At 36.7% G+C, this 24,534-nt stretch carries 22 protein-coding genes; 16 read left to right on the forward strand and 6 right to left on the reverse strand.

From position 1 onward, the window contains the following. Window positions 1-25 precede the first annotated feature (25 nt). The 14 genes from NO995_RS04840 (at window position 26) to NO995_RS04905 (ending at window position 12,344) form a co-directional block, all read left to right on the forward strand. Window positions 26-355 carry an iron-sulfur cluster assembly accessory protein gene (locus NO995_RS04840; protein ID WP_240572209.1) on the forward strand — a complete coding sequence of 110 codons (330 nt, stop codon included), beginning with the start codon at window positions 26-28 and terminating at the stop codon, window positions 353-355. An 18-nt stretch (window positions 356-373) separates the two neighbouring features. Next, window positions 374-1,822 (forward strand): Fe-S cluster assembly protein SufB, encoded by a 1,449-nt coding sequence (gene sufB / locus NO995_RS04845; protein WP_240572210.1) that lies wholly within the window; start codon window positions 374-376, stop codon window positions 1,820-1,822. 11 nt (window positions 1,823-1,833) lie between these two features. Then, window positions 1,834-2,256 (forward strand): hypothetical protein, encoded by a 423-nt coding sequence (locus NO995_RS04850; RefSeq protein WP_240572211.1) that lies wholly within the window; start codon window positions 1,834-1,836, stop codon window positions 2,254-2,256. 2 nt (window positions 2,257-2,258) lie between these two features. After that, window positions 2,259-3,014, forward strand: a complete 756-nt coding sequence (sufC, locus tag NO995_RS04855; RefSeq protein ID WP_258226508.1) for a Fe-S cluster assembly ATPase SufC — start codon at window positions 2,259-2,261, stop codon at window positions 3,012-3,014. A gap of 9 nt (window positions 3,015-3,023) precedes the next feature. Then, on the forward strand, window positions 3,024-4,337 hold the full coding sequence (gene sufD / locus NO995_RS04860) for a Fe-S cluster assembly protein SufD (RefSeq protein ID WP_258226509.1): 1,314 nt from the start codon (window positions 3,024-3,026) through the stop codon (window positions 4,335-4,337). Between the two features lie 99 nt (window positions 4,338-4,436). Next, window positions 4,437-5,651 (forward strand): aminotransferase class V-fold PLP-dependent enzyme, encoded by a 1,215-nt coding sequence (locus NO995_RS04865; RefSeq protein ID WP_258226510.1) that lies wholly within the window; start codon window positions 4,437-4,439, stop codon window positions 5,649-5,651. Window positions 5,652-5,857: 206 nt separating this feature from the next. Continuing rightward, complete coding sequence (locus NO995_RS04870) at window positions 5,858-6,922, forward strand: zinc metalloprotease (protein ID WP_258226511.1); 1,065 nt, start codon at window positions 5,858-5,860, stop codon at window positions 6,920-6,922. A 76-nt stretch (window positions 6,923-6,998) separates the two neighbouring features. Continuing rightward, window positions 6,999-7,427: a hypothetical protein gene (locus NO995_RS04875; RefSeq protein ID WP_258226512.1), complete on the forward strand. Its 429-nt coding sequence runs from the start codon at window positions 6,999-7,001 to the stop codon at window positions 7,425-7,427. Window positions 7,428-7,466: 39 nt separating this feature from the next. Further along, window positions 7,467-7,889 (forward strand): SufE family protein, encoded by a 423-nt coding sequence (locus tag NO995_RS04880; protein WP_240572217.1) that lies wholly within the window; start codon window positions 7,467-7,469, stop codon window positions 7,887-7,889. Between the two features lie 55 nt (window positions 7,890-7,944). Continuing rightward, a complete protein-coding gene (locus NO995_RS04885; protein WP_188214502.1) occupies window positions 7,945-8,268 on the forward strand; it encodes a DUF59 domain-containing protein in 324 nt (107 codons plus the stop codon). A gap of 13 nt (window positions 8,269-8,281) precedes the next feature. After that, window positions 8,282-10,120, forward strand: coding sequence for an ABC transporter ATP-binding protein (locus NO995_RS04890; RefSeq protein ID WP_258226513.1), 1,839 nt, complete (start codon window positions 8,282-8,284; stop codon window positions 10,118-10,120). Window positions 10,121-10,199: 79 nt separating this feature from the next. Then, complete coding sequence (locus NO995_RS04895; protein WP_258226514.1) at window positions 10,200-10,706, forward strand: DUF2480 family protein; 507 nt, start codon at window positions 10,200-10,202, stop codon at window positions 10,704-10,706. A gap of 112 nt (window positions 10,707-10,818) precedes the next feature. After that, window positions 10,819-11,745: a DUF3078 domain-containing protein gene (locus NO995_RS04900; RefSeq protein ID WP_258226515.1), complete on the forward strand. Its 927-nt coding sequence runs from the start codon at window positions 10,819-10,821 to the stop codon at window positions 11,743-11,745. A gap of 131 nt (window positions 11,746-11,876) precedes the next feature. Then, on the forward strand, window positions 11,877-12,344 hold the full coding sequence (locus NO995_RS04905; RefSeq protein WP_258226516.1) for a hypothetical protein: 468 nt from the start codon (window positions 11,877-11,879) through the stop codon (window positions 12,342-12,344). A gap of 17 nt (window positions 12,345-12,361) precedes the next feature. Here the strand turns inward: NO995_RS04905 and NO995_RS04910 are convergent, their stop codons facing one another. After that, window positions 12,362-14,602 (reverse strand): transglycosylase domain-containing protein, encoded by a 2,241-nt coding sequence (locus NO995_RS04910; RefSeq protein ID WP_258226517.1) that lies wholly within the window; start codon window positions 14,600-14,602, stop codon window positions 12,362-12,364. Window positions 14,603-14,637: 35 nt separating this feature from the next. Continuing rightward, window positions 14,638-15,858, reverse strand: a complete 1,221-nt coding sequence (hflX, locus tag NO995_RS04915; RefSeq protein WP_258226518.1) for a GTPase HflX — start codon at window positions 15,856-15,858, stop codon at window positions 14,638-14,640. A 78-nt stretch (window positions 15,859-15,936) separates the two neighbouring features. Here hflX and NO995_RS04920 point away from each other — a divergent pair, with 78 nt between their 5' ends. After that, window positions 15,937-16,905 (forward strand): endonuclease/exonuclease/phosphatase family protein, encoded by a 969-nt coding sequence (locus NO995_RS04920; RefSeq protein ID WP_258226519.1) that lies wholly within the window; start codon window positions 15,937-15,939, stop codon window positions 16,903-16,905. Window positions 16,906-16,964: 59 nt separating this feature from the next. On the opposite strand, the gene NO995_RS04925 is transcribed toward NO995_RS04920, so the two are convergent. Together NO995_RS04925 and NO995_RS04930 are read right to left on the reverse strand one after the other, a co-directional pair. After that, on the reverse strand, window positions 16,965-18,269 hold the full coding sequence (locus tag NO995_RS04925) for a DUF5689 domain-containing protein (protein WP_258226520.1): 1,305 nt from the start codon (window positions 18,267-18,269) through the stop codon (window positions 16,965-16,967). A gap of 62 nt (window positions 18,270-18,331) precedes the next feature. Beyond that, window positions 18,332-21,100, reverse strand: a complete 2,769-nt coding sequence (locus tag NO995_RS04930) for a TonB-dependent receptor (protein WP_258226521.1) — start codon at window positions 21,098-21,100, stop codon at window positions 18,332-18,334. Window positions 21,101-21,232: 132 nt separating this feature from the next. Here NO995_RS04930 and NO995_RS04935 point away from each other — a divergent pair, with 132 nt between their 5' ends. Then, complete coding sequence (locus NO995_RS04935; RefSeq protein WP_258226522.1) at window positions 21,233-22,285, forward strand: endonuclease/exonuclease/phosphatase family protein; 1,053 nt, start codon at window positions 21,233-21,235, stop codon at window positions 22,283-22,285. A gap of 46 nt (window positions 22,286-22,331) precedes the next feature. Here the strand turns inward: NO995_RS04935 and NO995_RS04940 are convergent, their stop codons facing one another. Together NO995_RS04940 and NO995_RS04945 are read right to left on the reverse strand one after the other, a co-directional pair. Next, the gene (locus tag NO995_RS04940) at window positions 22,332-22,772 is read right to left on the reverse strand and encodes a hypothetical protein (RefSeq protein WP_240572229.1); all 441 of its coding nucleotides are present in this window, start codon (window positions 22,770-22,772) and stop codon (window positions 22,332-22,334) included. A 102-nt stretch (window positions 22,773-22,874) separates the two neighbouring features. Beyond that, a complete protein-coding gene (locus tag NO995_RS04945; RefSeq protein WP_258226523.1) occupies window positions 22,875-24,527 on the reverse strand; it encodes a DUF5017 domain-containing protein in 1,653 nt (550 codons plus the stop codon). Window positions 24,528-24,534: the final 7 nt, after the last annotated feature.

The raw sequence follows: 24,534 nt of genomic DNA on the forward strand, positions 1-24,534 counted from the left end.
AATATATATTTTTATATAGATAATTATGATAAAAGTTTCTGAAACAGCTAAGAAAAAAGTTATCGAGCTTATGCAGGAAGATGGCTTTGACCCGACTACCGATTATATCCGTGTTGGGGTAAAAAGTGGCGGTTGTTCTGGGCTATCTTACGATTTAAAGTTTGATAAAGAAAAAGTGGAAGACGATAAAGTTTTTGAAGACAATGGTGTTCAAATTATTGTTGACAAAAAAAGCTTTTTATACCTAATAGGAACGACTCTGGAATATTCCGGAGGTTTAAACGGTACCGGATTTGTATTTAACAACCCGAATGCCAACAGAACTTGTGGTTGTGGTGAATCTTTTTCACTTTAAATCTATAATTGAAGACTGATGAGTAAATATACTGAAGACGATTTAAGAGAAGAACTTAAGACTAAAGAATACGAATACGGATTTTACACCGATATTGAATCTGAAACATTCCCTGTTGGTTTAAATGAAGACATAGTACGTGCTATTTCTGTAAAAAAAGAGGAGCCGGAATGGATGACCGAGTGGCGTTTAGAAGCATTTCGTATCTGGCAAGGTATGACCGAGCCGGAATGGGCTAACGTACACTACGAAAAACCAGATTTCCAAGCTATTTCGTATTATTCAGCACCAAATAAAAAGCCTAAATACGATAGTTTAGACGAGGTTGATCCAGAATTACTGGCAACTTTCGAAAAATTAGGTATCTCTTTAGATGAACAAAAGAAATTAGCTGGTGTAGCTATGGATGTGGTTGTCGATTCTGTATCGGTAGCTACTACCTTCAAGAAAACCTTAGCTGAACAAGGTATTATTTTCTGCTCGATTTCTGAGGCAATTAAAGAACACCCGGAATTAGTTAAAAAATATATCGGAACTGTAGTTCCCAAAACAGATAACTTCTACGCGGCATTAAACAGTGCGGTATTTAGTGATGGAAGTTTCTGTTACATTCCAAAAGGCGTTAGATGCCCGATGGAATTATCAACGTATTTCCGTATCAATCAGGCTGGAACTGGTCAGTTTGAAAGAACTTTAGTGATTGCTGATGAAGGCAGTTACGTAAGTTACCTTGAAGGTTGTACAGCACCAAGTCGTGATGAAAACCAACTACATGCTGCCGTTGTTGAGCTTATTGCTTTAGACGATGCTGAAATTAAATACAGTACCGTACAAAACTGGTTCCCTGGAAATGCAGAAGGTAAAGGTGGGGTTTACAACTTTGTTACCAAACGTGGTTTATGTGAAAAGAACGCAAAAATCTCCTGGACACAGGTAGAAACCGGAAGTGCTGTAACATGGAAATACCCTTCATGTGTATTAAAAGGAGATAATTCGGTTGGTGAGTTTTACTCAATAGCGGTAACTAACAACTTCCAGCAAGCCGATACTGGCACGAAAATGATTCACCTTGGTAAAAACACAAAATCTACCATTATTTCAAAAGGTATTTCAGCAGGTAAATCACAAAACTCATACCGTGGATTAGTACAAATTGCAAGTCGTGCCGAAAACGCTCGTAACTTCTCGCAATGTGACAGTTTACTTATGGGTAACGAGTGTGGTGCACATACCTTCCCGTACATCGAAGCTAAAAATAAAACGGCTCAAATCGAGCACGAGGCTACAACAAGTAAAATTGGTGAAGACCAGATTTTTTATTGTAACCAACGTGGTATTGATACCGAAAAAGCGATTGCGCTTATCGTAAACGGATTCAGTAAAGAGGTACTTAATAAGTTACCTATGGAATTCGCTGTTGAGGCTCAAAAATTATTAGAAATTAGCTTAGAAGGAAGTGTTGGATAAATCTCTATAGCATGAAAAAAACATTTGTTTTACTGTTAACTCTTTCTGTTTTAACGGCGTGTAAAAGCGATAAAAAAACAGAAACTACCGAAGAAACAATCACAGCCGATAGCCCTGAAAGAACCGCGAAACAAAGCGATGGGTTAACCCTTTTAAAAGGTGACTTTGTGTATTTCGATGGTGCAGCCGTAATACAAACACATGCCGATATTTATGGAGTATTTATTACCGATAAAATGAAAGAGCTTAATAAGCTTGCCGAAAAATATAAACAGGAACCTACCGATATGGTTCCGGTAGAAATAAGAGGAAAAATCACAAATAAAAAAGACGATAAAATTCTTTGGGATAATAAAGTTGAAGTGGTTGAAATATTAAACGTTTCTAAACCCAATCCAGAGAGTAACAATGTTGTAAAACTAGGACAAGAATAGTTATGTTAAAAATTGAGAATTTACACGCTCGTGTTGAGGATAAAGCGATTTTAAGAGGTATTAACCTTGAAGTAAAACCAGGTGAAGTACACGCTATAATGGGACCAAACGGTTCAGGTAAAAGTACCTTATCATCTGTAATCGCTGGAAAAGAAGAGTACGAAGTTACCGATGGTAGCATCATTTTTGAAGGTGAAGATATTGACGAATTAGCTGCTGAAGAGCGCGCACACAAAGGTATCTTCTTATCGTTTCAATATCCTGTAGAAATTCCTGGAGTTTCAGTAACAAACTTCATGAAAACTGCTATTAACGAAACTCGTAAAGCTCAAGGATTAGAAGAAATGCCTGCTAAAGACATGCTAAAATTAATCCGTGAGAAATCGGAGCTTTTAGAAATCGATCGTAAATTTTTATCGCGTTCTTTAAATGAAGGTTTCTCTGGTGGTGAAAAGAAACGTAACGAGATTTTCCAAATGGCTATGTTAGATCCTAAATTAGCTATTCTTGATGAAACTGACTCTGGTTTAGATATCGATGCGTTACGTATTGTTGCTAACGGAGTTAATAAATTAAAAAATGAAAATAATGCGGTTGTAGTTATTACACACTACCAACGTTTATTAGATTATATCGTACCGGATTTCGTTCACGTTTTATACAACGGACGTATTGTTAAATCTGGAGGAAAAGAATTAGCTCACGAATTAGAAGAGAAAGGTTACGACTGGATTAAAGAAGAAGTGAACGCTAAATAAACCGAGCAAATGGATTTAAAAGATAAATTAGTATCATCATTTCTAGCCTTCGAAAACCGTGTCGATGTCGATGCGTACGTTCACGATGTTAGAACCGATGCTATCAAAATATTCGAGGAACAAGGTTTTCCATCTAAAAAAGACGAAGCCTGGAAATATACCTCTTTAAACAGTATTTTAAAACAAGACTATAGCATTTTCCCTAAACAGGAAGTTGCTGTAGAATATAGCGATGTAAAAAAATATTTCATTCACGATATCGACAGTTATAAAATTGTTTTTATCGATGGTAAATATTCATCACACCTATCGCAAACTACGCACGATGGTATGGATGTATGTTTAATGTCTGCGGCATTAAGCAAACCTAAATACCGTTTGATTATCGAGAATTACTTTAACAAAGCAGCGAGCAAAGACAGTTTAACATCTTTAAACACAGCATTTTCAAGCGAAGGTGCTTTCATTCACATTCCAAAAAACAAAGTGGTAGAAAAACCAATTCAAATTGTACATTTTTCTACAGGAAGTGAAGCGGCTACTATGCTACAACCTCGTAACTTAATTGTTGTTGACGAGAATTCTCACGTACAAATCATCGAGCGTCACCAAAGTTTAACCGATAACCCGGTTTTAACCAACAGTGTTACTGAAATTTTTGCTAATAAACGCGCTATTGTTGATTATTACAAAATTCAGAATGACAACCTTAATGCGTCATTGATTGATAATACCTTTATCAACCAAAAACGCGAAAGTCATGCTTCTGTGCATACGTTTAGTTTCGGAGGTAAATTAACACGTAACAACCTTAACTTCTTCCAAAACGGAGAACGTATCGATTCTACGCTAAAAGGTGTGACTATTATTGGCGATAAACAACATGTAGATCACAACACTTTAGTACACCATATCGAGCCTAACTGCGAAAGCCACCAGGATTACAAAGGTATTTTCGACGATAATGCCGTTGGCGTATTTAATGGTAAAGTTGTTGTTGAAAAAGAAGCGCAAAAAACCAATGCCTTCCAGGCTAACAATAACATTTTAGTTAGCGATAAAGCGACGATTAACACCAAACCACAATTAGAGATTTTTGCCGACGATGTAAAATGTTCTCACGGTTGTACGATTGGTCAGTTAGACGAAAGCGCTATGTTCTACATGCGTTCACGCGGAATTCCAGAAAAAGAAGCCAAAGGACTTTTAATGTATGCGTTCAGTAATAACGTTTTAAGTTCGGTAAAGATTCCAGAAATAAAACAACGTATCACCAAGCTTATCGCTAACAAATTAGGCGTTAATATCGGATTCGATCTGTAAAATTATTTTGAAGCTTTTCCCGCTATCGGTAGTCGCTTTCCCGACACCTGTCGGGAAGAGCTTCAACAAATACCTCTATCGGGGCTAAACTCACCAACTATGTTTAATGTAGAAACCATACGAAAAGACTTCCCTATTCTTTCACGAAAAGTAAACGGTAAACCTTTAGTATATTTTGATAATGCTGCAACTTCGCAAACACCTCAACAGGTTATTGATGCCATTGTAGACTATTACTCAAACTACAATGCCAACATTCATCGTGGTGTACATACGTTAAGTCAGGAAGCCACCGATAAATACGAGCAGGCCCGACAAAAAATTCAGGCGCATTTCAATGCGAAACATGCGCACGAAATCATTTTCACATCAGGTACTACACATGGTATCAATTTAGTTGCTAACGGATTTTCATCACTATTAACAAAAGACGATGAAATTATCGTTTCAGCTTTAGAGCACCACAGTAATATTGTGCCTTGGCAAATGCTTTGCGAACGCACAGGAGCATCCTTAAAAGTCATCCCAATGAATCAGGATGGTGAATTGGTGATTTCTGAATTCGACAATCTGCTTTCAAATAAAACCAAACTGGTTTTCGTCAATCATATTTCTAATGCTTTAGGAACCATAAATCCTATTGAATATATTATCAAACAAGCGCACTTAGTTGGTGCCGCTGTTTTAATTGATGGTGCACAATCAACACCACATATCAAACCCGACGTACAGGCACTTGATGTTGATTTTTACGTTGCTTCTGCACATAAAATGTGTGGACCAACAGGTCAGGGTATGCTTTATGGTAAAGAAGCATGGTTAAAAAAATTACCACCGTATCAAGGTGGAGGCGAAATGATTGCCGAAGTGACCTTCGAAAAAACCACTTACGCCGATTTACCTCATAAATTCGAAGCTGGAACCCCAAATATTTGTGGTGGTATCGCTTTTGGAGCTGCCGTTGATTATATGAATGCTATTGGATTCGATGCAATAGCAGCCTACGAACACGAACTTTTAGAATACGCGACCAAACAATTGTTAACCATAGAAGGCTTAACCATCTACGGTACTTCAAAACACAAAACATCTGTAATTTCGTTTAATCTGGATGGTATTCATCCATACGATGTAGGAACCATTTTAGACAAATTAGGCATTGCTGTGCGTACGGGTCACCACTGTGCACAACCTATCATGAATTTTTACAGTATTCCTGGTACGGTTAGAGCTTCTTTTGCCTTTTATAACACCAAAGCAGAAATCGATGCTTTAGTTACTGGTGTTAAAAAAGCTAAAATGATGCTTTCTTAAATTCTGAATCATTTTCTTTTTTATTTATTCAACTGATTTTTAAATCAGTAACAATTAGTGCCACACTATTTTTCTTTCATAATTGTTATATAATTAACAAAAACATGTATTTTGTCGAATTATTAACAATAATTTTCTCTATAGAGTGATTAAACTCTAAAAATGTCCTATCTTCAAAGCCGACTAATTCAAATTAAATTTAAAAAATGAAAAAATTAATTTTAAGCATGGCTGCTTTAGGATTACTATTTGTGGCCTGTGAGAGCGAAAAAAACGAACTCACTCAGGAACAAGAAATTGACATGAGTGATTTTTATGTTTACACCGAGTTTGATGATGCCATAGCAAAATCAGCCACTTCAAAAAACACGCTCACCCCTTGCTACACCATGAACGTCCTTAACCGTCAGCTTCAGGAAAATCCGGGTTTAGAACAAAAAATGTACGCTATTGAGTATCATACCCGTAAATTCATAACAGCTAAAGGAAAACCTACCAATCCTGGTGGTGGCGGTGGAGATACCGGAAGCACAGATGTTGATGTAACACTTGTAGAAGACGGCTTAGGTTCAATCAATATTCCTGTATATGTACATATTGTATTGCCAGATGCTAACGCAGTTTCTAATCAGCAGATAAGTTCACAAATCGCAGTATTGAATGATGATTTTAACACCAAAAACACAAACCAACTACCAAGTGGAGCTACGGACTTCATTAACGATGTTACCACAACTGACATTCATTTCACCTTGGCGGGCACCTACAGATATGACGATCCAAAAAGTTCTTGGGGAACCAATGATGCAGTCAAAGCCGCATATCCCCCAACAACTCCAGAAACACATTTAAACATCTGGGTTTGTAATATTGGCGGAGGTATTTTAGGATATGCCCAATTCCCTGGAGGCAATTTAGCAACCGACGGTATTGTTTTATTACATGAAAGTTTACCTGGTGGAAAGGCTGCTCCATATAACGAAGGTAGAACTGCAACTCACGAAGTTGGTCACTACTTAAACCTCAGACATATCTGGGGTGACGGCAGATGTCGTCAAGATGATTTTGTGGAAGATACACCAAGCGCCGGAGGTGCCAACTACGGTTGCCCTACCTACCCTTCAGTTAGTTGTCAAACTCCTGATATGACCATGAATTATATGGATTATACCGACGATGCCTGTATGTATATGTTTACCGATGGTCAAACCAACAGAATGCGTGCCATATTTACCGATGGAGGCTCAAGAGCATCTATGGTTGGAAACTAAATAAAACCCTCATAAAATTATAAAAGACGCCAACTTTGGCGTCTTTTTTGTATTATTAAATAACAAAACTTGAGCTATGAAACTATTAACCTTGATTATCGCTATCACTCTAAATCTAAATGGCTGTAACGACTCAAACATAAACCAGGATACTATTTCTATAGAGTATTCAGCAATATCAAGAGGTACATATAAGAACATCATTATCAATAAAAAAGAAATATCATTTCAAAAAAAAAGAGCCTCCAAAGCTTTAGTAAAACCCTGTTCTGAAGAAAACTGGACTTCCATTTACAACACCTTAAAAACTGTCGATATTCCCTATATTCCAAATTTAAAAGCCCCTTCAGATAAACGTATGTATGATGCTGCTGCCATCGCAAAACTTAAAATCACCTATCAGGATTCGGTTTATGAAAGTCAGCCGTTCGATCATGGTAATCCGCCACAGGAAATCGCCGAACTTGTTAAAGAAATACTATCTATTACAGAAAACATTGAATAGCTAATTTTCTTATTGTATTTTTACATAAAATTTGAGATTGTGACTATAGAAGAAATTCAGAATGAAATTATTGACGAGTTCTCAATGTTTGAAGATTGGGAAGAACGTTACCAATATATGATTGATTTAGGGAAAGACTTACCCCTAATTGACGAGCAATATAAAACCGATAGCAATATTATTAAAGGTTGCCAGAGTAAAGTTTGGGTACATGCCGAAATGCAGGACGATAAAGTAGAATTTACTGCCGATAGTGATGCCATCATTACTAAAGGTATTATTGCTATTTTAATTCGTGTCTTTTCAAACCAGCACCCAAAAGACATTATCGATGCCGATATGAGTTTTATAGACAAAATTGGCTTAAAAGAACACTTATCACCTACCCGAGCCAACGGTTTGGTTAGTATGATAAAACAACTTAAAATGTATGCCATCGCATACCAGACACAAATAAAATAATAATATTCGTTAAGTCGCTTATCGGAATCCGACTAAGCCTTTAAACATTCAAAATATGAGCGAAGCAATTGACACTGCCGATTTAGGCGAAAAAATAGTTAACGTTTTAAAAACCATTTACGACCCGGAAATTCCTGTGGACATCTATGAATTAGGGTTAATCTATGATGTTTTTGTAAATGAAGATTACGATGTTAAAATCTTAATGACTTTAACCACACCTAACTGCCCTGTAGCAGAAACGTTACCTCTTGAGGTTGAAGAAAAAATAAAATCATTAAACGATGTAAACAGTGCCGAGGTAGAAATTACTTTCGATCCGCCATGGACTCAGGATTTAATGAGTGAAGAAGCCAAATTAGAATTGGGCATGCTTTAATAATAAATTTTAGATGGCTAAACGCACACCTAAATCATTAAAAGACGGCGGTAAAAAAACAAATTTAAAGTCGTCTTTTAATGCACTTACATACATTCCGAGGTTCTTTAAAGAAATCTGGAATGTCAATAAAAAACTATTCCTGCTCTCGGCATTTTGCCGACTTATTGGCGCGCTACTCCCCGTTATTGTTTTATGGGTTGGTAAATTAATTATCGACGAAATTATACATCAAATTGCTCTTGATGTTCGCGACTATACCCAACTTTGGACTTACGTTGCCATTGAATTTGCTTTAGTTATTTTATCCGATTTAATAAGTAGAGCCATTTCGTTAACCGACGGATTATTGGGCGACGAATACAATATTGCCACCTCGGTAACCATCATAAAAAAAACGAATCAAATTAATATTAGTTTATTAGAAGATTCTGAATTTTATGATAAACTGGAACGCGCCAGAACACAAACTACAGGCCGTGTTGGCCTTATGAGTAATGTGCTTGGCCAGGCGCAAAGTGCCGTTTCGATAGCCACTTTAATTGCCGGATTGGTGTACTTCGAACCGTATTTAATTTTACTGTTAATCCTGAGTATTATTCCATCGTTTATTAACGAAGTTCGTTTTAGCCAACAAGAATACTCTCTGGCACGAAGCTGGACTGCCGAACGCCGCCAGTTAGACTATTTACGTTTTATTGGCGCCAACGACAAAACCGCTAAAGAAATTAAACTTTTTGGTTTAACCGATTTTATTGTCGATCGCTTTAAAAACCTTTCGGAAGAATATTACGAACTTAACCGAACCTTGGCCGTTAAACGCTCGGCTTTAGGATTTTTATTCAACGTTTTGGGTTCTTTAAGTTATTATGGCGCTTATGTGTTTATTATTTACCGTGTACTTTCAGGTGCCATTTCTATTGGTGAACTTACGTTTTTATCAGGGTCTTTCAACCGTTTAATGAAAAACCTTCAAGAGTTCTTTTCACGTTTCACACGAATTTCTGAAAGTGCTTTATACCTAAAAGATTATTTCGATTTTATTGACATTTCAGTTGCATCGAAAACCGAAGAAGATATGCCGCTTCCGAAGAAAATAAAAGAAGGATTCACATTTAAAAATGTGCATTTCTCATATCCTGGTTCAGATCATGAGATTTTAAAAGACATTAATTTCACCCTTAAAGCTGGAGAAAAATTGGCCTTTGTAGGGCAAAATGGCGCCGGTAAAACCACGTTAACCAAATTGTTATTGCGCTTTTACGAACCAACTTCGGGAGATATTTTGTTAGATGGCATTAACATTAACCGATTTAACAAAGCAGAATACCAAGCCTTTTTTGGGGTGATTTTTCAGGATTTCTTTAGATATGAATTTACTATTAAAGAAAATATTGCAATTGGGGATATCGATGAACTGGATAACCAGACAAAAATTGAAAACGCTGCCGAATTAAGTTTAGCCGATTCGGTGGTGAACGAATTAAAACATGGTTACAATCAGCAATTAGGGAAACGTTTCGCCAACGGACAAGACCTTTCTGGCGGGCAATGGCAAAAGGTTGCTTTGGCCCGTGCCTATATGAAAAATGCCGAAGTGATGATTTTAGATGAACCAACTTCTGCCTTAGATGCCAAAGCGGAAAGCGATGTATTTACACGTTTTATTGGCCTTACCGAAGGCAAAACCAGCATCATTATTTCACACCGTTTTAGTACCGTAAGACAAGCCGATCGCATTCTGGTTTTAGAAGATGGCAAAGTTCTGGAACTCGGCACCCACGAAGAACTTATGAGAAACAACGATTTATATGCGCATTTGTTCTCGCTTCAGGCTGAAGGGTATCAATAAAAAAACAGTGTCAGGTCGAGCGCAGTCGAGACCTACAAATTATTACAATAACTCTTTTTAATTTATTTAAATTTGCATTATGGCAGATGAGATTATAAATCGCGTAGCGAACAGCAAACTGGTAACTATTGACCTTGAAGACTACTATCCAAAAGGGCCACGTATCGTTTTCGATATTAAAGACTGGCTTTTTGAAGGCTTTGTACTTCGTGAAAAAGATTTTAGAGATCAGGTTGCTGCCCATGACTGGTCGAAATACGAAAACTGTTATGTGGCTTTATCTTGCAGTAGCGATGCTATTATTCCGGGTTGGGCTTTTATGCTTATCAGTTTACATTTAGAGCCTTTCGCTAAGCATATTGTTATTGGTTCGTTAGAAGATTTAGAAACCAGTGTTTACCAAAACATCATCAATAATTTAGAGGTAAGTGAATACGCTGATAAGCCGATTATCATTAAAGGCTGTTCTAAAAAACCAGTACCACAAAATGCCTACATCATGCTGGCTTCAAAATTAAAACCAGTAGCAAAATCTATCATGTATGGAGAGGCCTGTTCTTCGGTTCCGCTTTATAAAAACAAATAATTTTAAGTGACCATCGTAAAAAACTAGTGTCTTAAGTCGTAAGATTTACGGTATCTGTTGTAAGTCTTTTAATTTAAAATTATATTTATACTCCATTCATAAACAAACCAATATGAAAAAAACACTTTTACTCTTGGCATTATTTATTGGTATGATATCAGTTAATGCGCAAACAAAAGAAGAACTTGAAGCTCAAAAGAAAGAAAAAAAAGCTGAAGCCGACGCCCTAGCTGCCGAAGTTAAAGCCATACAAGCAAAAATAGATGCCCTACCGGGCTGGAGAAAAGGTGCCTTTGGTACTATTGGGGGAAGTCTCTCGAACTTTAGCAATTGGTATTCACAAGGCACACCAAACAATCAGTCGGGAAATATAGGCTTTACTTTAAATGCTTACGCAAATTTAATTCAGGAGAAATTCTTTTGGAGAAATGCCCTAACTACGAACCTAAACTGGGTAAAATTAGACGATAAAGACGACCCGAATGACGATAGTAGTTTCGACCCAACGACAGATGTGTTTAACATATCGTCGCTTTACGGTAGAAACATTACCAAATCGTTGGCGGCTTCCGGATTAATGGAATACCGCACCACCTTGTTAGACAACTTTAACAATCCGGGATATTTAGATTTGGGTATTGGTGCCACCTGGACACCAATTAACAATTTAGTTGTGGTTATTCACCCGTTAAACTACAACTTTGTGTTTAGCAAAGGAGAAACCATTTACGAATCGTCTCTGGGGGCTAAAATTGTTGCCGATTACACCAGAACTTTTGGTGCTGTAAACTTTAAAACCAACTTATCGATGTTCCAGAGTTATAAGAGTAACGACTACTCAAACTGGACCTGGACCAACTCGTTTAGCTACACGCTATGGAAAATGATTGGTGTTGGTTTCGATTTTGGTTTACGTAACAACAGACAGGAAGCTCTTGATTTTGCTTTAGCACAAGACCCTGCCACAGCTACAGGATTTGACGATTTAGACAATAAATTACAAAGCTATTACACCTTTGGTTTAAGTTATAAGTTCTAAACCAAGAACATATAATATTAAAAAAAAGCGGTTGATTTAAATTTAAATCAACCGCTTTTTTGTAAGAATTAAAATTATATTTGCCGCGCTAAAAACTTAGTCAAATTCTACAATAATAACTGAAATATCTAATGAAAAGATTTATCATTTTGATAATTGCTTGTACATTCCTAACCGGATGCTCTAGAAACTTATTTAACTTTACAATTGTTTCAACGAAGGATATAGAACTTGAGAAATTAGCTTCACTAAAAAAATCTTCTGAGAAAACAGAAGGAGAAGACAAAGCAAGTATCATTATACTTTTTCCTACTAAAAAGGTAAGAATTGATCGAGCCATTAGCAACACTATTGATGCCTTTCCTAGATGTGTCGCTTTAATGAATGGAACTGTTTATTCTAAATTCTGGTATATTCCTTACATATATGGAAAAGAAAAAATTGTTGTCGAAGCTACCCCAGTTATAGACCCTTCAATCGATCAATCATCAAGTCATTTGACTCAGTATACTAAAGTGTTTATTAATAGAGAAGGTAATATCGATTCTATTGAATCAATTTCAGAAGAAAAGTATTTAGATGAAAAAAATAAAATCTAATACTTTAACAAAAAACACTACTTCCTCTTAAACTTACGTTCCTTTTTCTTGTTTCCGAACAATCGTTTTAAGAACCCATCGCGCTTTTCGGGTTCACAATCCAGGTCTTGTAAAACTTCATCTGAAGGTGTTTCAAACTTCGATTTAGTGATTCCATTAAAATTGGAGTCAGCATTTAGTTTTTGATAAAATCTGGCAAAAATGGGCAATGCCGAATTTGCTCCCTGACCAATACCTGTAGTTCGAAACCCAATGCTATGATTATCGTTCCCAACCCAGGTTACTGTAACCAGTTTAGGTGTAATGCCAACAAACCAACCATCTTTATTATTTTGCGTGGTTCCCGTTTTTCCCGCAATGTCGCTTGTTAGATTATAACTTGAACGCAAACGAGTAGCGGTTCCGGTATTAACCGTCGATTGCATAATTTGTAACATCACCTCGCGCGTGTAATCGCTGTAGGCTTGTTCTTCGGCTATATCTGGTTTAAACTCTGCAATAACATGTCCGTTTTTATCGGTTATTTTTGTAATCGCATACGGTTTTACTGGCTTACTATCGTTTACATAGCTGGCGTAAGCTCCGGTTAATTCTTTCAGATTAATTTCAGCAACGCCTAAAGCTAAAGAAGGTTCTTCGGGTAATTCCTTTTGAATGCCCATTTTAGCGGCTTGCTCAACAACCTTTTCAATACCAACTTTATTCAGTACCTTAACGGCAATGGTATTTACCGACTGACTTAAAGCGGTTTCCAGATTGTAATTGAGATACTCATCGTTTTCATCTATTCCTGCATTGGTAGGCGTCCAGTCGTCAAAATCGGTGTAGGTGACTGCCGATAATGAAAAATAAGTGCACGGTTTCATACCGTCTTCAATCGCCGCCGTGTAAACAAAGGGTTTAAACGTCGATCCCACCTGACGCTCACTTTGCGACACGTGATCGTATTTAAAAAATCGGTAATCAATACCACCAATGTAGGTTCTAATGGCTCCAGTTTGTGGCTCAATAGATAGCATACCTGTATTTAAAAATTTTAGGTAATGTTTTAAACTATCAATAGTTGAAACATTTTTTATGGTGTCACCTCTCCATTCGAACAATTCGGTTTTTCGTTTTACCGATAAAGAATCCTGAATCTGCTTATCGGTTAAGCCCTTACTTTTGTACGCTTTATAAGCTGGTAAGGTTTTTATAGCTGCATTAACGACTTTCTTTGTGTTCCAGGGTGCATATTTCCCGTATGACAGCTCATGTGCCTTTTGTAAACTGGTTAAGTGTTCTGTCATGGACGCCTCAGCCAAAGCCTGCATTGTGGAATCTAAAGTAGTATGAACCACCAGCCCGTCTCGATACAAGTCGTAAGGTTCTCCATCCGGTTTCTTCAATGTATCTAATATTGCTTTGAGTTCCTTTTTTACAGTTTCTCTGAAATAAGGAGCAAGACCTACATCGTGATTAAAGGATTTGTAATTTAAAACCAGTTCCTGAGTAGTTAACGAATCAGCTTCGGCTTCTGTTAAATAATCATACTTATACATTTGCTGAAACACCACATCTCTGCGCGATTGCGTGCGGTCTGGATGTAATCTTGGATTATAATAACTGGTGGCTTTTAAAGTTCCTATTAACGCAGCTGCCTCAGAATAATTTAAATCAATGGCTGGCTTATTGAAAAACTTTCGTGAAGCACTTTCAATTCCGTAGGTATTATCAGGAAAGGGTACCGTATTTAAATACATGGTGAGGATATCGTTTTTAGAATAAATATCCTCGATACGTTTAGCAATAATAGACTCCTTAAACTTATTAATGAGCATACTAAATACAACGTAATTTTTCCTTCCGAATAAATTTTTAGCCAATTGAAGGGTTATGGTACTTCCGCCACCTGCAGATTTATCTCGAAGAATAATGTTCTTAACGAATACACGCAGTAAACTCACATTATCGACACCGTCATGCTCATAAAATCGAACATCTTCAGTAGCTACTAAGGCATCAATTATATTTTTTGGAATATCTTCAAATTCCAATGGTTGCCTATCGTAAATGTAATACTTGCCGATAAGCTTACCATCTTTATCAAGTAGCTGCGTTGCTTCGGCTTGTTTAATAGAACTTAAATCTTCCTTTGTTGGTAACTTTCCAAAAACACCTAAAAATACACTCGCATAAATAAGTGCAAAAAAGCCAACAACCGAAACACCTACTATTACCGCCCATCTAATCCACTTTCGCTTTAATAGTAATTTCATTAATCTAACCTTTTTGGGTTCCTGGATTATATACGTTAGGAATCGATATTTTCGTCGTAATCAGGGTAAAGAAAATTATTATAAGGGAAACGGGTGATATGAATTTCACGCACTTCATTATACACTCGCTTTTTAAAATCTTCTAAATTTTCTTTATTTACAGCCGAAATAAATAAGGCATTCTCCCCCATTTTACTCATCCAGGTTTTCTTCCATTCCTCCAGCGAATAGTGTCTTTTAGTGCGTTCGATATCAAGCTCATCATCACTTTCAAATGGTTCTGGCTTATAGGCATCAATTTTATTAAACACCATAATGGTAGGCTTATTGACACTGTCAATCTCTCCCAAAATTTTATTTACTGACTCGATATGTTCTTCAAAATTAGGATGTGAAATATCGACTACATGTAATAATAAATCGGCTTCACGAACCTCATCAAGTGTACTTTTAAAACTCTCTACCAGCTGTGTTGGTAATTTTCGAATGAATCCTACGGTATCACTTAATAAGAACGGTAAATTCTGAATCACCACTTTTCTAACGGTCGTATCAAGCGTAGCGAACAGCTTGTTTTCGGCAAACACTTCACTTTTACTTATTACATTCATTAAAGTCGATTTCCCAACATTGGTATATCCAACAAGGGCCACACGTACCATAGCTCCTCGATTACCGCGTTGCACAGACATTTGCTTATCGATGGTTTTTATACGTTCTTTAAGTAAGGAAATTTTATCACGAACAATACGCCTATCGGTTTCTATCTCGGTTTCACCAGGTCCACGCATTCCAATACCCCCTTTTTGACGCTCAAGGTGGGTCCACATACCTCTTAAACGTGGTAGTAAGTATTCACACTGTGCCAACTCCACCTGTGTACGGGCATAACTGGTTTGCGCTCGCTGCGCAAAAATATCAAGAATTAAATTGGTTCGATCTAATACCTTGCAATTTAATATTTTACTAATGTTACGCTCCTGAGCTGCCGATAATTCGTCATCAAAAATGGCTGTACCTATATCATTTTCTTCAATAAACTCTTTAACATCTTCAATCTTACCTGTACCAATAAAAGTTTTAGAATTTGGCATATCCATTTTCTGAGTAAAGCGTTTTACAACTTCACCACCAGCGGTATAAGTTAAAAACTCTAGCTCATCTAAATACTCTTTAGATTTGGCTTCATCCTGATCTTTAGTTACAATACCAATTAGTACAGCTTTCTCTAAGTTTATATCTTTTTTCTCTAACATACTTATAAATAATATGCAAAGTTACATAATTGCATCCATTTTAATTTTTATATTTTTAGTCCGAAATAAAAGCATACTATGACCGATTTTGATGATGTTGAAGTAAGACCCGAGTTACACACTACGGCATTTTACAATCTTGAAAACCTGTTCGATATTTACGACGATCAATATACCAACGACAACGATTTTTTACCCATTTCTAAAAAAAAGTGGACACCAAAGCGTTATGAAAATAAGCTACGTAAATTAAGTTATGCCATTTCTAATATCGGTCGGAAGGAAACTGGAAAACATCCGGCATTAATTGGAATCGCAGAAGTTGAAAATGCTACCGCCATAAAAGCATTAATAGAATTCAAACACTTACAAGATTATAATTACGGTTATGTACATTATAACTCACCCGACGAGCGCGGTATTGATGTGGCGTTAATTTACGATCGTGATGTATTTGAAGTCACCAATTCTGAAACCTATACCATAACTTTATTTGACGATGATGGATCTCAGGATTATACCCGAGACATTTTACTGGTTTCTGGTTTATTAGATGGGTTACCGGTTCAGATACTTGTTAATCACTGGTCGTCGAGGCGCGAAGGTGAAAAAGAAACAGAGCCTAAACGCATTGTGGCATCAAAACGCTTAAGTGAAGTTATTGATGAATTAAGACAAGTACAACCTGAAGCCAAACTTATTATTATGGGCGATTTTAACGACGATCCATCAAGCATAAGTATTAAATCGTTGGTTGAGGCACAAAACCTGTACAACCCTATGGAAACGCTTCGCTCGTATAGCCGGGGAACAACGTACCATAGCCGCCAATGGAATTTGTTCGACCAGATTATCATTTCTACAAACTTCTTCGAAAACACCCCTAATAGCTTAGAATTTTATTCCGCGAATATTTTCGATGAAGACTTTTTAAAACAATTTGATGGAAAATTTAAAGGCACACCATTCAGAACGTATGTAGGCACTAAATATCACGGTGGTTACAGCGACCATTTTCCGGTATACGCTATTTTTAAGAAAAACTAAGACATAAAAAAAACCGCCTGAAAGGGCGGTTTCTTTTATATGATTTAAATTTCAACAGACTATTCACCAAACACCTGAACATTATCTATTTCATAGGTTGAAGAAGCCGAAGTGGTAGATGTATATTTAAACGCAATAAACAGATTTCCTCCGGCAGCGACCGATACATCGACATCGCCAGAATCGGTCCATGAGGACCAGCTATTTATATTGGTATCGAAATCGGCAGTCAGTTGCACCCAGGTACCATCGGTTGTAGGATCGCCTCCCATATAGTCGGTACACATATACAATTCAATGTCGTTACCGGCATAACGCTTCACCGTCTGGAACGTTAAGGTTGCAGAAGTTACGCTTGATAAATCAATGGCTTTTGAAATTAACCAGTCTTCATTGTCTTTATTACCACTACTATAACCCGACATTGTAGCACTATCGTTTGGATTTCCAAAGGTATTGTAATACCAAACCTGATCTCCAACAACACTGTAGGTTGTCCATTTATTCAAATTTCCGGAAGAGAAAGAATCTTCAAATAACGGATCGCAACGGCTTCCATCGAACATCACATCCTCGGTATCACGAATGAACAGCTGATAATCGGAATTATACTTGCTAAAAACCGCTACAATAGCACCTTGACCCACCGGAAATAATTCATTTTTAAAATCGGCGAAACCACTATTTCTAATAATAGTTTGAGAATTATCATCACAGTTTTTCAAATATCTGTTAACTGTAAACGTATTATCAGCATTGGCATAAGGCTCTCCCACTTCAGAGCTATTTAACTGCATATTATCAATTTGAACCAACATGTTTATATAATTGTCGCTAAACTCAGATGGGGTAATAACTTTTGGAACAATAGTAGCTACTTCAGCAGAACGCACAATATAATCATCGTAATTAAATGCTGAAATTCTGCCAACACTGGTCCCTTCAATCGCTCCAATATGTAATACACTATTTAACTCATCCATACCTAAACCGTTTAACTTCACATAGATTTTTTGACCCGGTTTGTATAAGGCATACAAGGAGGTAACATCTACATCTAACTGAATCGCAGCGGTTGGATCTTCAGGTTTATCCTGAATAATTAGCACTTTATAAAAGTTACCCGCCTCGTCGTTAGACACCACGTAACCTTCAATGATTAATTCTCCACCATTATTAGCTTCGTCGAAATCTACCAAACTCCCTGCATACATATCTTTTACAATAGAAATGGTTGTATTGGCAGTAATATTAGGTTCTTCTATTTCTAAATTAGGAATAGAATAATCGTCGTCGTGCACACAGGAGGTGAAGACTAGCACAAAACTTAATGCTAAGGTTATATATATATTCGTCGTTTTCATGATATTATTTTTTTTATTTGTTTTGAATGCTTCGCAATTCATATACTTTATGTTTTTATACTTTAAAATCTGAAATAAAGATTAAGGAAATAATTTGCACCACGCCCATACCAGTATTTTGGTCCGAATACCCTAGTATCGTTATTTACATCGTCTCTTAACTCTCTGTAATTGGCTGCACGTCCCTGTTCAAAACCACCTGTTTTATATTCTTTATCCAGCACGTTACCAATACTTGCAAAGAACCCAACATAATAATCGTCTATTTTCCAAGATTTACCCCCAATAAGGTTTACTACCATATAATCATCAAACTGTTCTTGTTTTAACAATTCTCTGGCAATGTCCTCATCGTAATCATTAAAAGGTAACCCGTCTACCGGATCTTTATAAAAATTAGCCGTTCTGTTTAACGGACTTATATCTACATAAGTATTTGTGAAAAAATTTGCGGTTGCACCAAACCACCAGTAATCCGGATCGCGATATTCAAACCCAACAGAATACGCTCCTTGCGGACCACCTGCCACTTTATAATCTTTCATACTTGCAGGTCCCTGAGGCGCTGTGGCGGCATCGGCCGTTAAAATTAAATTAGGGTTATTATCGTAAGTATACTGCCCGATAGAAGCCGCACCTTTTAATTTAATCGTTGGTGTTACCTGAGCTTCAATACCGGTTTCAACTCCTAAATGTTTTTTATCAATCCCCTGAAGAATTTCACTCACAAACTCAGAACTTTCTGTAAAGCCTGTTACCCCATCGGCATAATAAAACGAGATTTCGTTGGCATCTTCCGTTTTAATATAGAATCCGGTAACCCGTGCTTTAATCGTTGGGGAACGGAAGATATAACTCGCATCGAACGAAGTGATTTTTTCTTCGGTAATATCAGGCACAATGTTATTATTAACCCGAGCATTAGAAAAGGTGTTTCGTAAGGATGGTGCACGAGTAATATAACCCGCATTGGCATCAAACAAATGCTTCCCGGTAAATTTATAAGTAAATCCACCTTTAGCTCCTATTCCAGTAAAATCTAATTTTTCTCCTTTTCCTAAGGAATTACCTGTATTGGCTTCGTTATCATACAACCCCTCCCGTTGATAATCGGTTTTTGAAATGCTTCCCGCTACATAAAAATCGATTTTATTGTATTTAAACTGTGCCTGAGCATACCCCGATAACACATTTGCATAAAGATTATAGTTGTATTTAAACTTATCGCCTTCAATAGCTATACGGTTCGGGTTTTGTAAATCGAACTGAAAACCATCAAAAGAATCGACATTTAAAAAACCGTTACCTCCTAATAAATCGATGATTTCAGCAAAGTTCTCAGATTTTAGTTTCTTATAATTTACTGAAGCATTTAATACAATGTTTTCATTTAATTCTGAATTTAGAATGGAATTAAATGTCCATTGTTTATCATCGTTTCTGTCTTCGTATAGGGCGTAAGTTGAATAATTACCGATATTTTCTAAATTGGTTTGGTACAAACTGTTCCAGTCAATCTGACCATCGTTTAAAAATTCCTGTTCAGCGAGATAAGCATTTGTATAATTTGGTCCATCATCTAATCCTAACCAAAAACTTGGTAATTTTTGGTAATATGCCGGACTCGGGTTAGAGCCTCCTCCAACAGGAAAACCATCATCATTAAGACGTGTTCCTCCATAATCTAGTCGGCTGTTTCCGGTTTTTCCAAACTGATAACCAATATTTGTATTTAACGTGGTTTTACTTGAAATATCCCAGTAATGATTCAACATTAAAATAGGCTCTTCTACTTCTTTAATACGTGAGTTCCGTTTTTCTCCTTCTTGCCAGCCCCAGTATTCATTGTACTTTATACCTTTTAAATCGAAAACCTCCTGGGTGTTCGGCGCCGATTTTCCACGTCGGTTTGGCGCATAAATTGACGTAAAATTAATACTGTGCTTATCGTTAATAACCTTCTCGATAGAGGCAAAAAGGGAATTAGAGTCGTACAACGTAGCATCCTGATAGCCTTCGTTACCCCAGCGTCTTGACAGCATCACCGTCATAGCCCAACCGCCATCCATTAAGCCAGTTGAATAGCTTGCCATCAATCTGTTGGTATAACTTCGATTAGATGACGAATATGTTAATTGCCCTCCTGGTCTGTAATTTGTGGCTCTGGTATTAATATTTGTTGTTCCCAAAACTCCTCCAAAATTATAGGCCGAAGGTGTTAAACCTGTGGTTAATTCCTGATTTCTAACAACATCATTTAGTCCACCCCAGTTACTCCATTGCGGCCTTCCGTTATACATTTTATTCATTTCGACACCGTTAATCAATACCGAACCATTATCGGAATCCAAGCCCCGAACTCTAAAAAAGGAAGAACTAAATTCAAAAGCTGCCGTACGTTGAAACACATCTAACGACGACATTAACAGTCCAGAAATATTATCAGCACCGCTGGTATCATCATTTAATTCGTCATCAGACAAGGTAATGGTAAATAACCCTTCGGAAGTGGTCATGTCAACATCCAGAGTGATATCTGAAAGGTCGACCGTTCTGTTTTCATTTACAACAATGGGAAATCTCTTGGTGATGTATCCGGGTTTCGATACGTTTAACATTTGTTCCCCAAGCGGAACATTACCCGAAAAAACAAATTTTCCTTTAGCATCAGTTTGTGCCGATAAAATTGTTTTCTCAACTGAAATGGTTACATCGGGTATAGGATTAAAGGAAACACCATCTTTAACACTACCGGTAATAATGGTTTGTTGTGCAAAAGTGATGAAAACTGAAAAAAACCCGAGAAAAGACATGAGTAGTTTTTTTTTCATACTTAATAATAAGAGTTAGTCAATATGCTATTTAACAGCAATTTAATCCTACTAATTTACATTATTTCTAATTAATATTTAAATTTGATAAGAACTTTGTAGCCAAAATAACATTAACGTAACCTTTTTGTAATGAACAAACTTATACTCTTAACTTTCACTTCCATTTTAGTGGCAACAAGCCTAAGTTTTGCACAGTCTAAAAAAAACTTTAAAGTCCATACCATAGCATTTTATAACCTCGAAAATTTGTTTGACACCATAAATGATCCGAATAAATTTGACGAAGCCAGCCCGATGATGGAATTAAAAACGAATCGTTCTGAGGTTTATAAGAAAAAAGTGAGAAATATGGCGAAGGTTATTGCCGATATTGGTAATGAAGTTACTCATAATTCTCCAGCAATTATTGGCGTTTCAGAAGTTGAAAATCGTGAGGTTCTTGAAGACTTAGTTAACGATTCCTTACTGGTAGACAAAGATTACGGTATTGTTCATTACCATTCGCCTGATGCCAGAGGTATTGATGTGGCTTTATTATATCAAAAAAAGTTATTTACACCAACAGCATCAACCAGTAACGAATTAAAAATTTACGACGATCAAAATGGAAAACGCGTTTATACTCGAGATCAATTAGTTGTTAGCGGAAAATTAGAAGACGACCCTATTAGCGTTATTGTAAATCACTGGCCATCGCGAAGCGGTGGTGAAGCACGAAGCAGACCTAAACGTGTGGCAGCGGCAAAACTAACTAAGCATTTGGTAGACTCCCTACAAGTCATTGACCCTTATGCCAAAGTATTTATTATGGGCGATTTAAACGACGACCCTACCAATGCCAGTGTAAAAGATGTTTTAAAAGCTGAAAAAGACCGCGACAAAGTAAAACTAAAAGGCATCTATAATCCTTATGAAACCTATTTTAAAGAAGGTTTAGGAACCACAGCTTATCGTGATGCCTGGAGTTTATTTGATCAGATCATGATGACCAAACCTCTATTAGAAAAAGATTATTCCTCTTTTCGATTGTATAAAGCCGGTATTTTCAACAAAAACTATTTAATAGGTAATAAGGGGCAATACAAAGGCTATCCATTACGCAGTTTTGCCAACGGTGGTTTTACCGATGGTTATAGCGACCATTTTCCTGTATATGTTTATGTGATAAAAGAAGTGGATTAAAAAACAAAAAAGGCAGCTAATAGCTGCCTTTTTTGTTTATGCTTTTTTATCCTATCCAAGCATCCCATGGAATTCTTGATAATAGTAACACTAAACCAATAGAGTAAAAAATGGCAATTGGTTTTAGCTTAGCCTGAGACGTTAATTTCTTTTTATGTTTAGAATAGCCTATGGTAATGGCAGCTATCGCCAAAATATTTACAAAAGGGTGTTCTACCAAATACAAACGAGCAATAGGGTTCTTCATAACTTCACCTCCCAATTGTCCCCACAATTCTAATCTTGGCGAAACCACATACAGAATCATACCGATTAATAATTGAGTGTGTGTTAGAATTAATGTAAAAAGTGCTAATCTGAAATCTTTTGCTTCGTATTCCTTTTTACCTGTTACTTTAATTATAGCATTTACAACCGTAATAATTAAAACAATAAACACTAAATACGCCCAATAAGAGTGCAGACTTTTTACAACTTCGTAGAACATGAATTTTTTATTTTAAATTTTGAATAGCAAATGTACTAATTAAAAACATAAAAAAACCGCTTCAAATGAAGCGGTTTCTAGATTTATTAAGATTAAATCCCATTATTCTGTTGGAAGTTGCCAAACACCATCGGTCTTAATAACCAACAGGCTTTCAGTTCCGCTGGATCCGTTATAAATATCAAAAGTTACAAGATATTTTTGACCTTCCTCCGCTGATGGATCTAATTCATTCAGCACATAATCCATAGCTTCAGCAATCATAGCATCAGTCCATTCTGCAGCATTTCCAGGACGTCTTTCAAAGTTTCCATAATTATCCATACTTGTTGTCGCTGCTGAATATTTACTGCTTAATGATTCCACGATTAAATCATAATCTGAAGGAACCAATGTGTAACGAATAGTATTATCTGGAACCCAAACACCGTCTTCTAGACCAAACTGTAATGTTGTTTCAATAGTAGATTCAGCACCGGTCCAAATACCATCAATTACTGTGTATAAGTTACCGCGTCTTTGAGCACCGCTAGAGCTTGAATAATAATCATAAATTACAAACTTCTCTTCATCCTCTTGACCATAAGGAAACTTTAAGCTCATAAAAGTTGGTAAATAATTGTTTGGAGGAATAGAACTTCCAAAATTGTTATACTGACCCGGCTGACCAGAGCCTTCTCCCATAGAATCGAAATCTTCAGAACTTAAATAATAAACACCTTCCATAAGCTCCCATGCACCGCCAGTATATATAAAATACTCTCCTTTAGAGTTTGCATCTCCAGTAACACCTAAGGTTTTAATTGCTAAACCAGATATTCTCCAACGTCCAACATCTGTACCTAAAGATGAATATTTAAATGCAATATTTATAGTTTGTCCGTCATAAGCTGAAAAATCGTAATCTTCAGATAAGGCTGTATAATCGTCAACCCCTGCTGCCGTTGCCAAACTTATTTCATTCCATGTCGCCGTAGCTACATCTCCAGAATAATCGGTAGAAACTAAAATTTGAAGTAATGATAAATCGCTGGCATATTTTATTGCATGTGCAATTTGGAATTTTAAATCGCTTTCTCCTGATAAATCGATAGATGGAGACACCAACCATTCTGTATTATCTTCGGCACTGCCATAAGCATTTCCTTGTACATAACTGGAATTAGATGTCCAAACTTCATAATTTCCGACTCCTTCCGCAGGCGTCCACCCCTCAAGGCTTCCGGCAAAATCGTAAGCCACGACATCGGCTAATCCTACTTCCGGTGTGGTTAAATATTGGTCGTATTTTGCTAAAACTATTTGCCCTTCTTCAGGACTTGCAATTTGAGCATCTAAAATATCCGGAATCATAGATGTTGCATCAACATTCGGGTAAAACCCAAAAGCATCACTTCCTGCAGATGCATAATCTGTTTTTGACAACTCATAAATATCTGAACCTGTCAAATCGCTTACCCCTTCTGCAGCTCCTACATAAAGCATATAGGCAACGGTAATTGAAGATCCATCTGATAAATATGGATAAAGCTCACCTAAATAGCCTGGTAACAACTCTTTAGCTTCATCTTCGGAATTGAAACTTCCGTAGGCTAAATCCAACTCGTCATAATCGTCGTCCGTTAAAGTAATTGACACTTCTTCAACAACACCGGTTTCTCCCGATTTAGCTTCATTATGAATATCTTCCATAGGATTACAACCAACCATGATTGCTCCTAACAATATCGTGTATAAATAATATATCTTTTTCATCGTTCTT

It is taken from the genome of Aestuariibaculum sp. M13 (assembly GCF_024723255.1).
GTDB classification, from domain to species: Bacteria; Bacteroidota; Bacteroidia; order Flavobacteriales; family Flavobacteriaceae; genus Aestuariibaculum; species Aestuariibaculum lutulentum.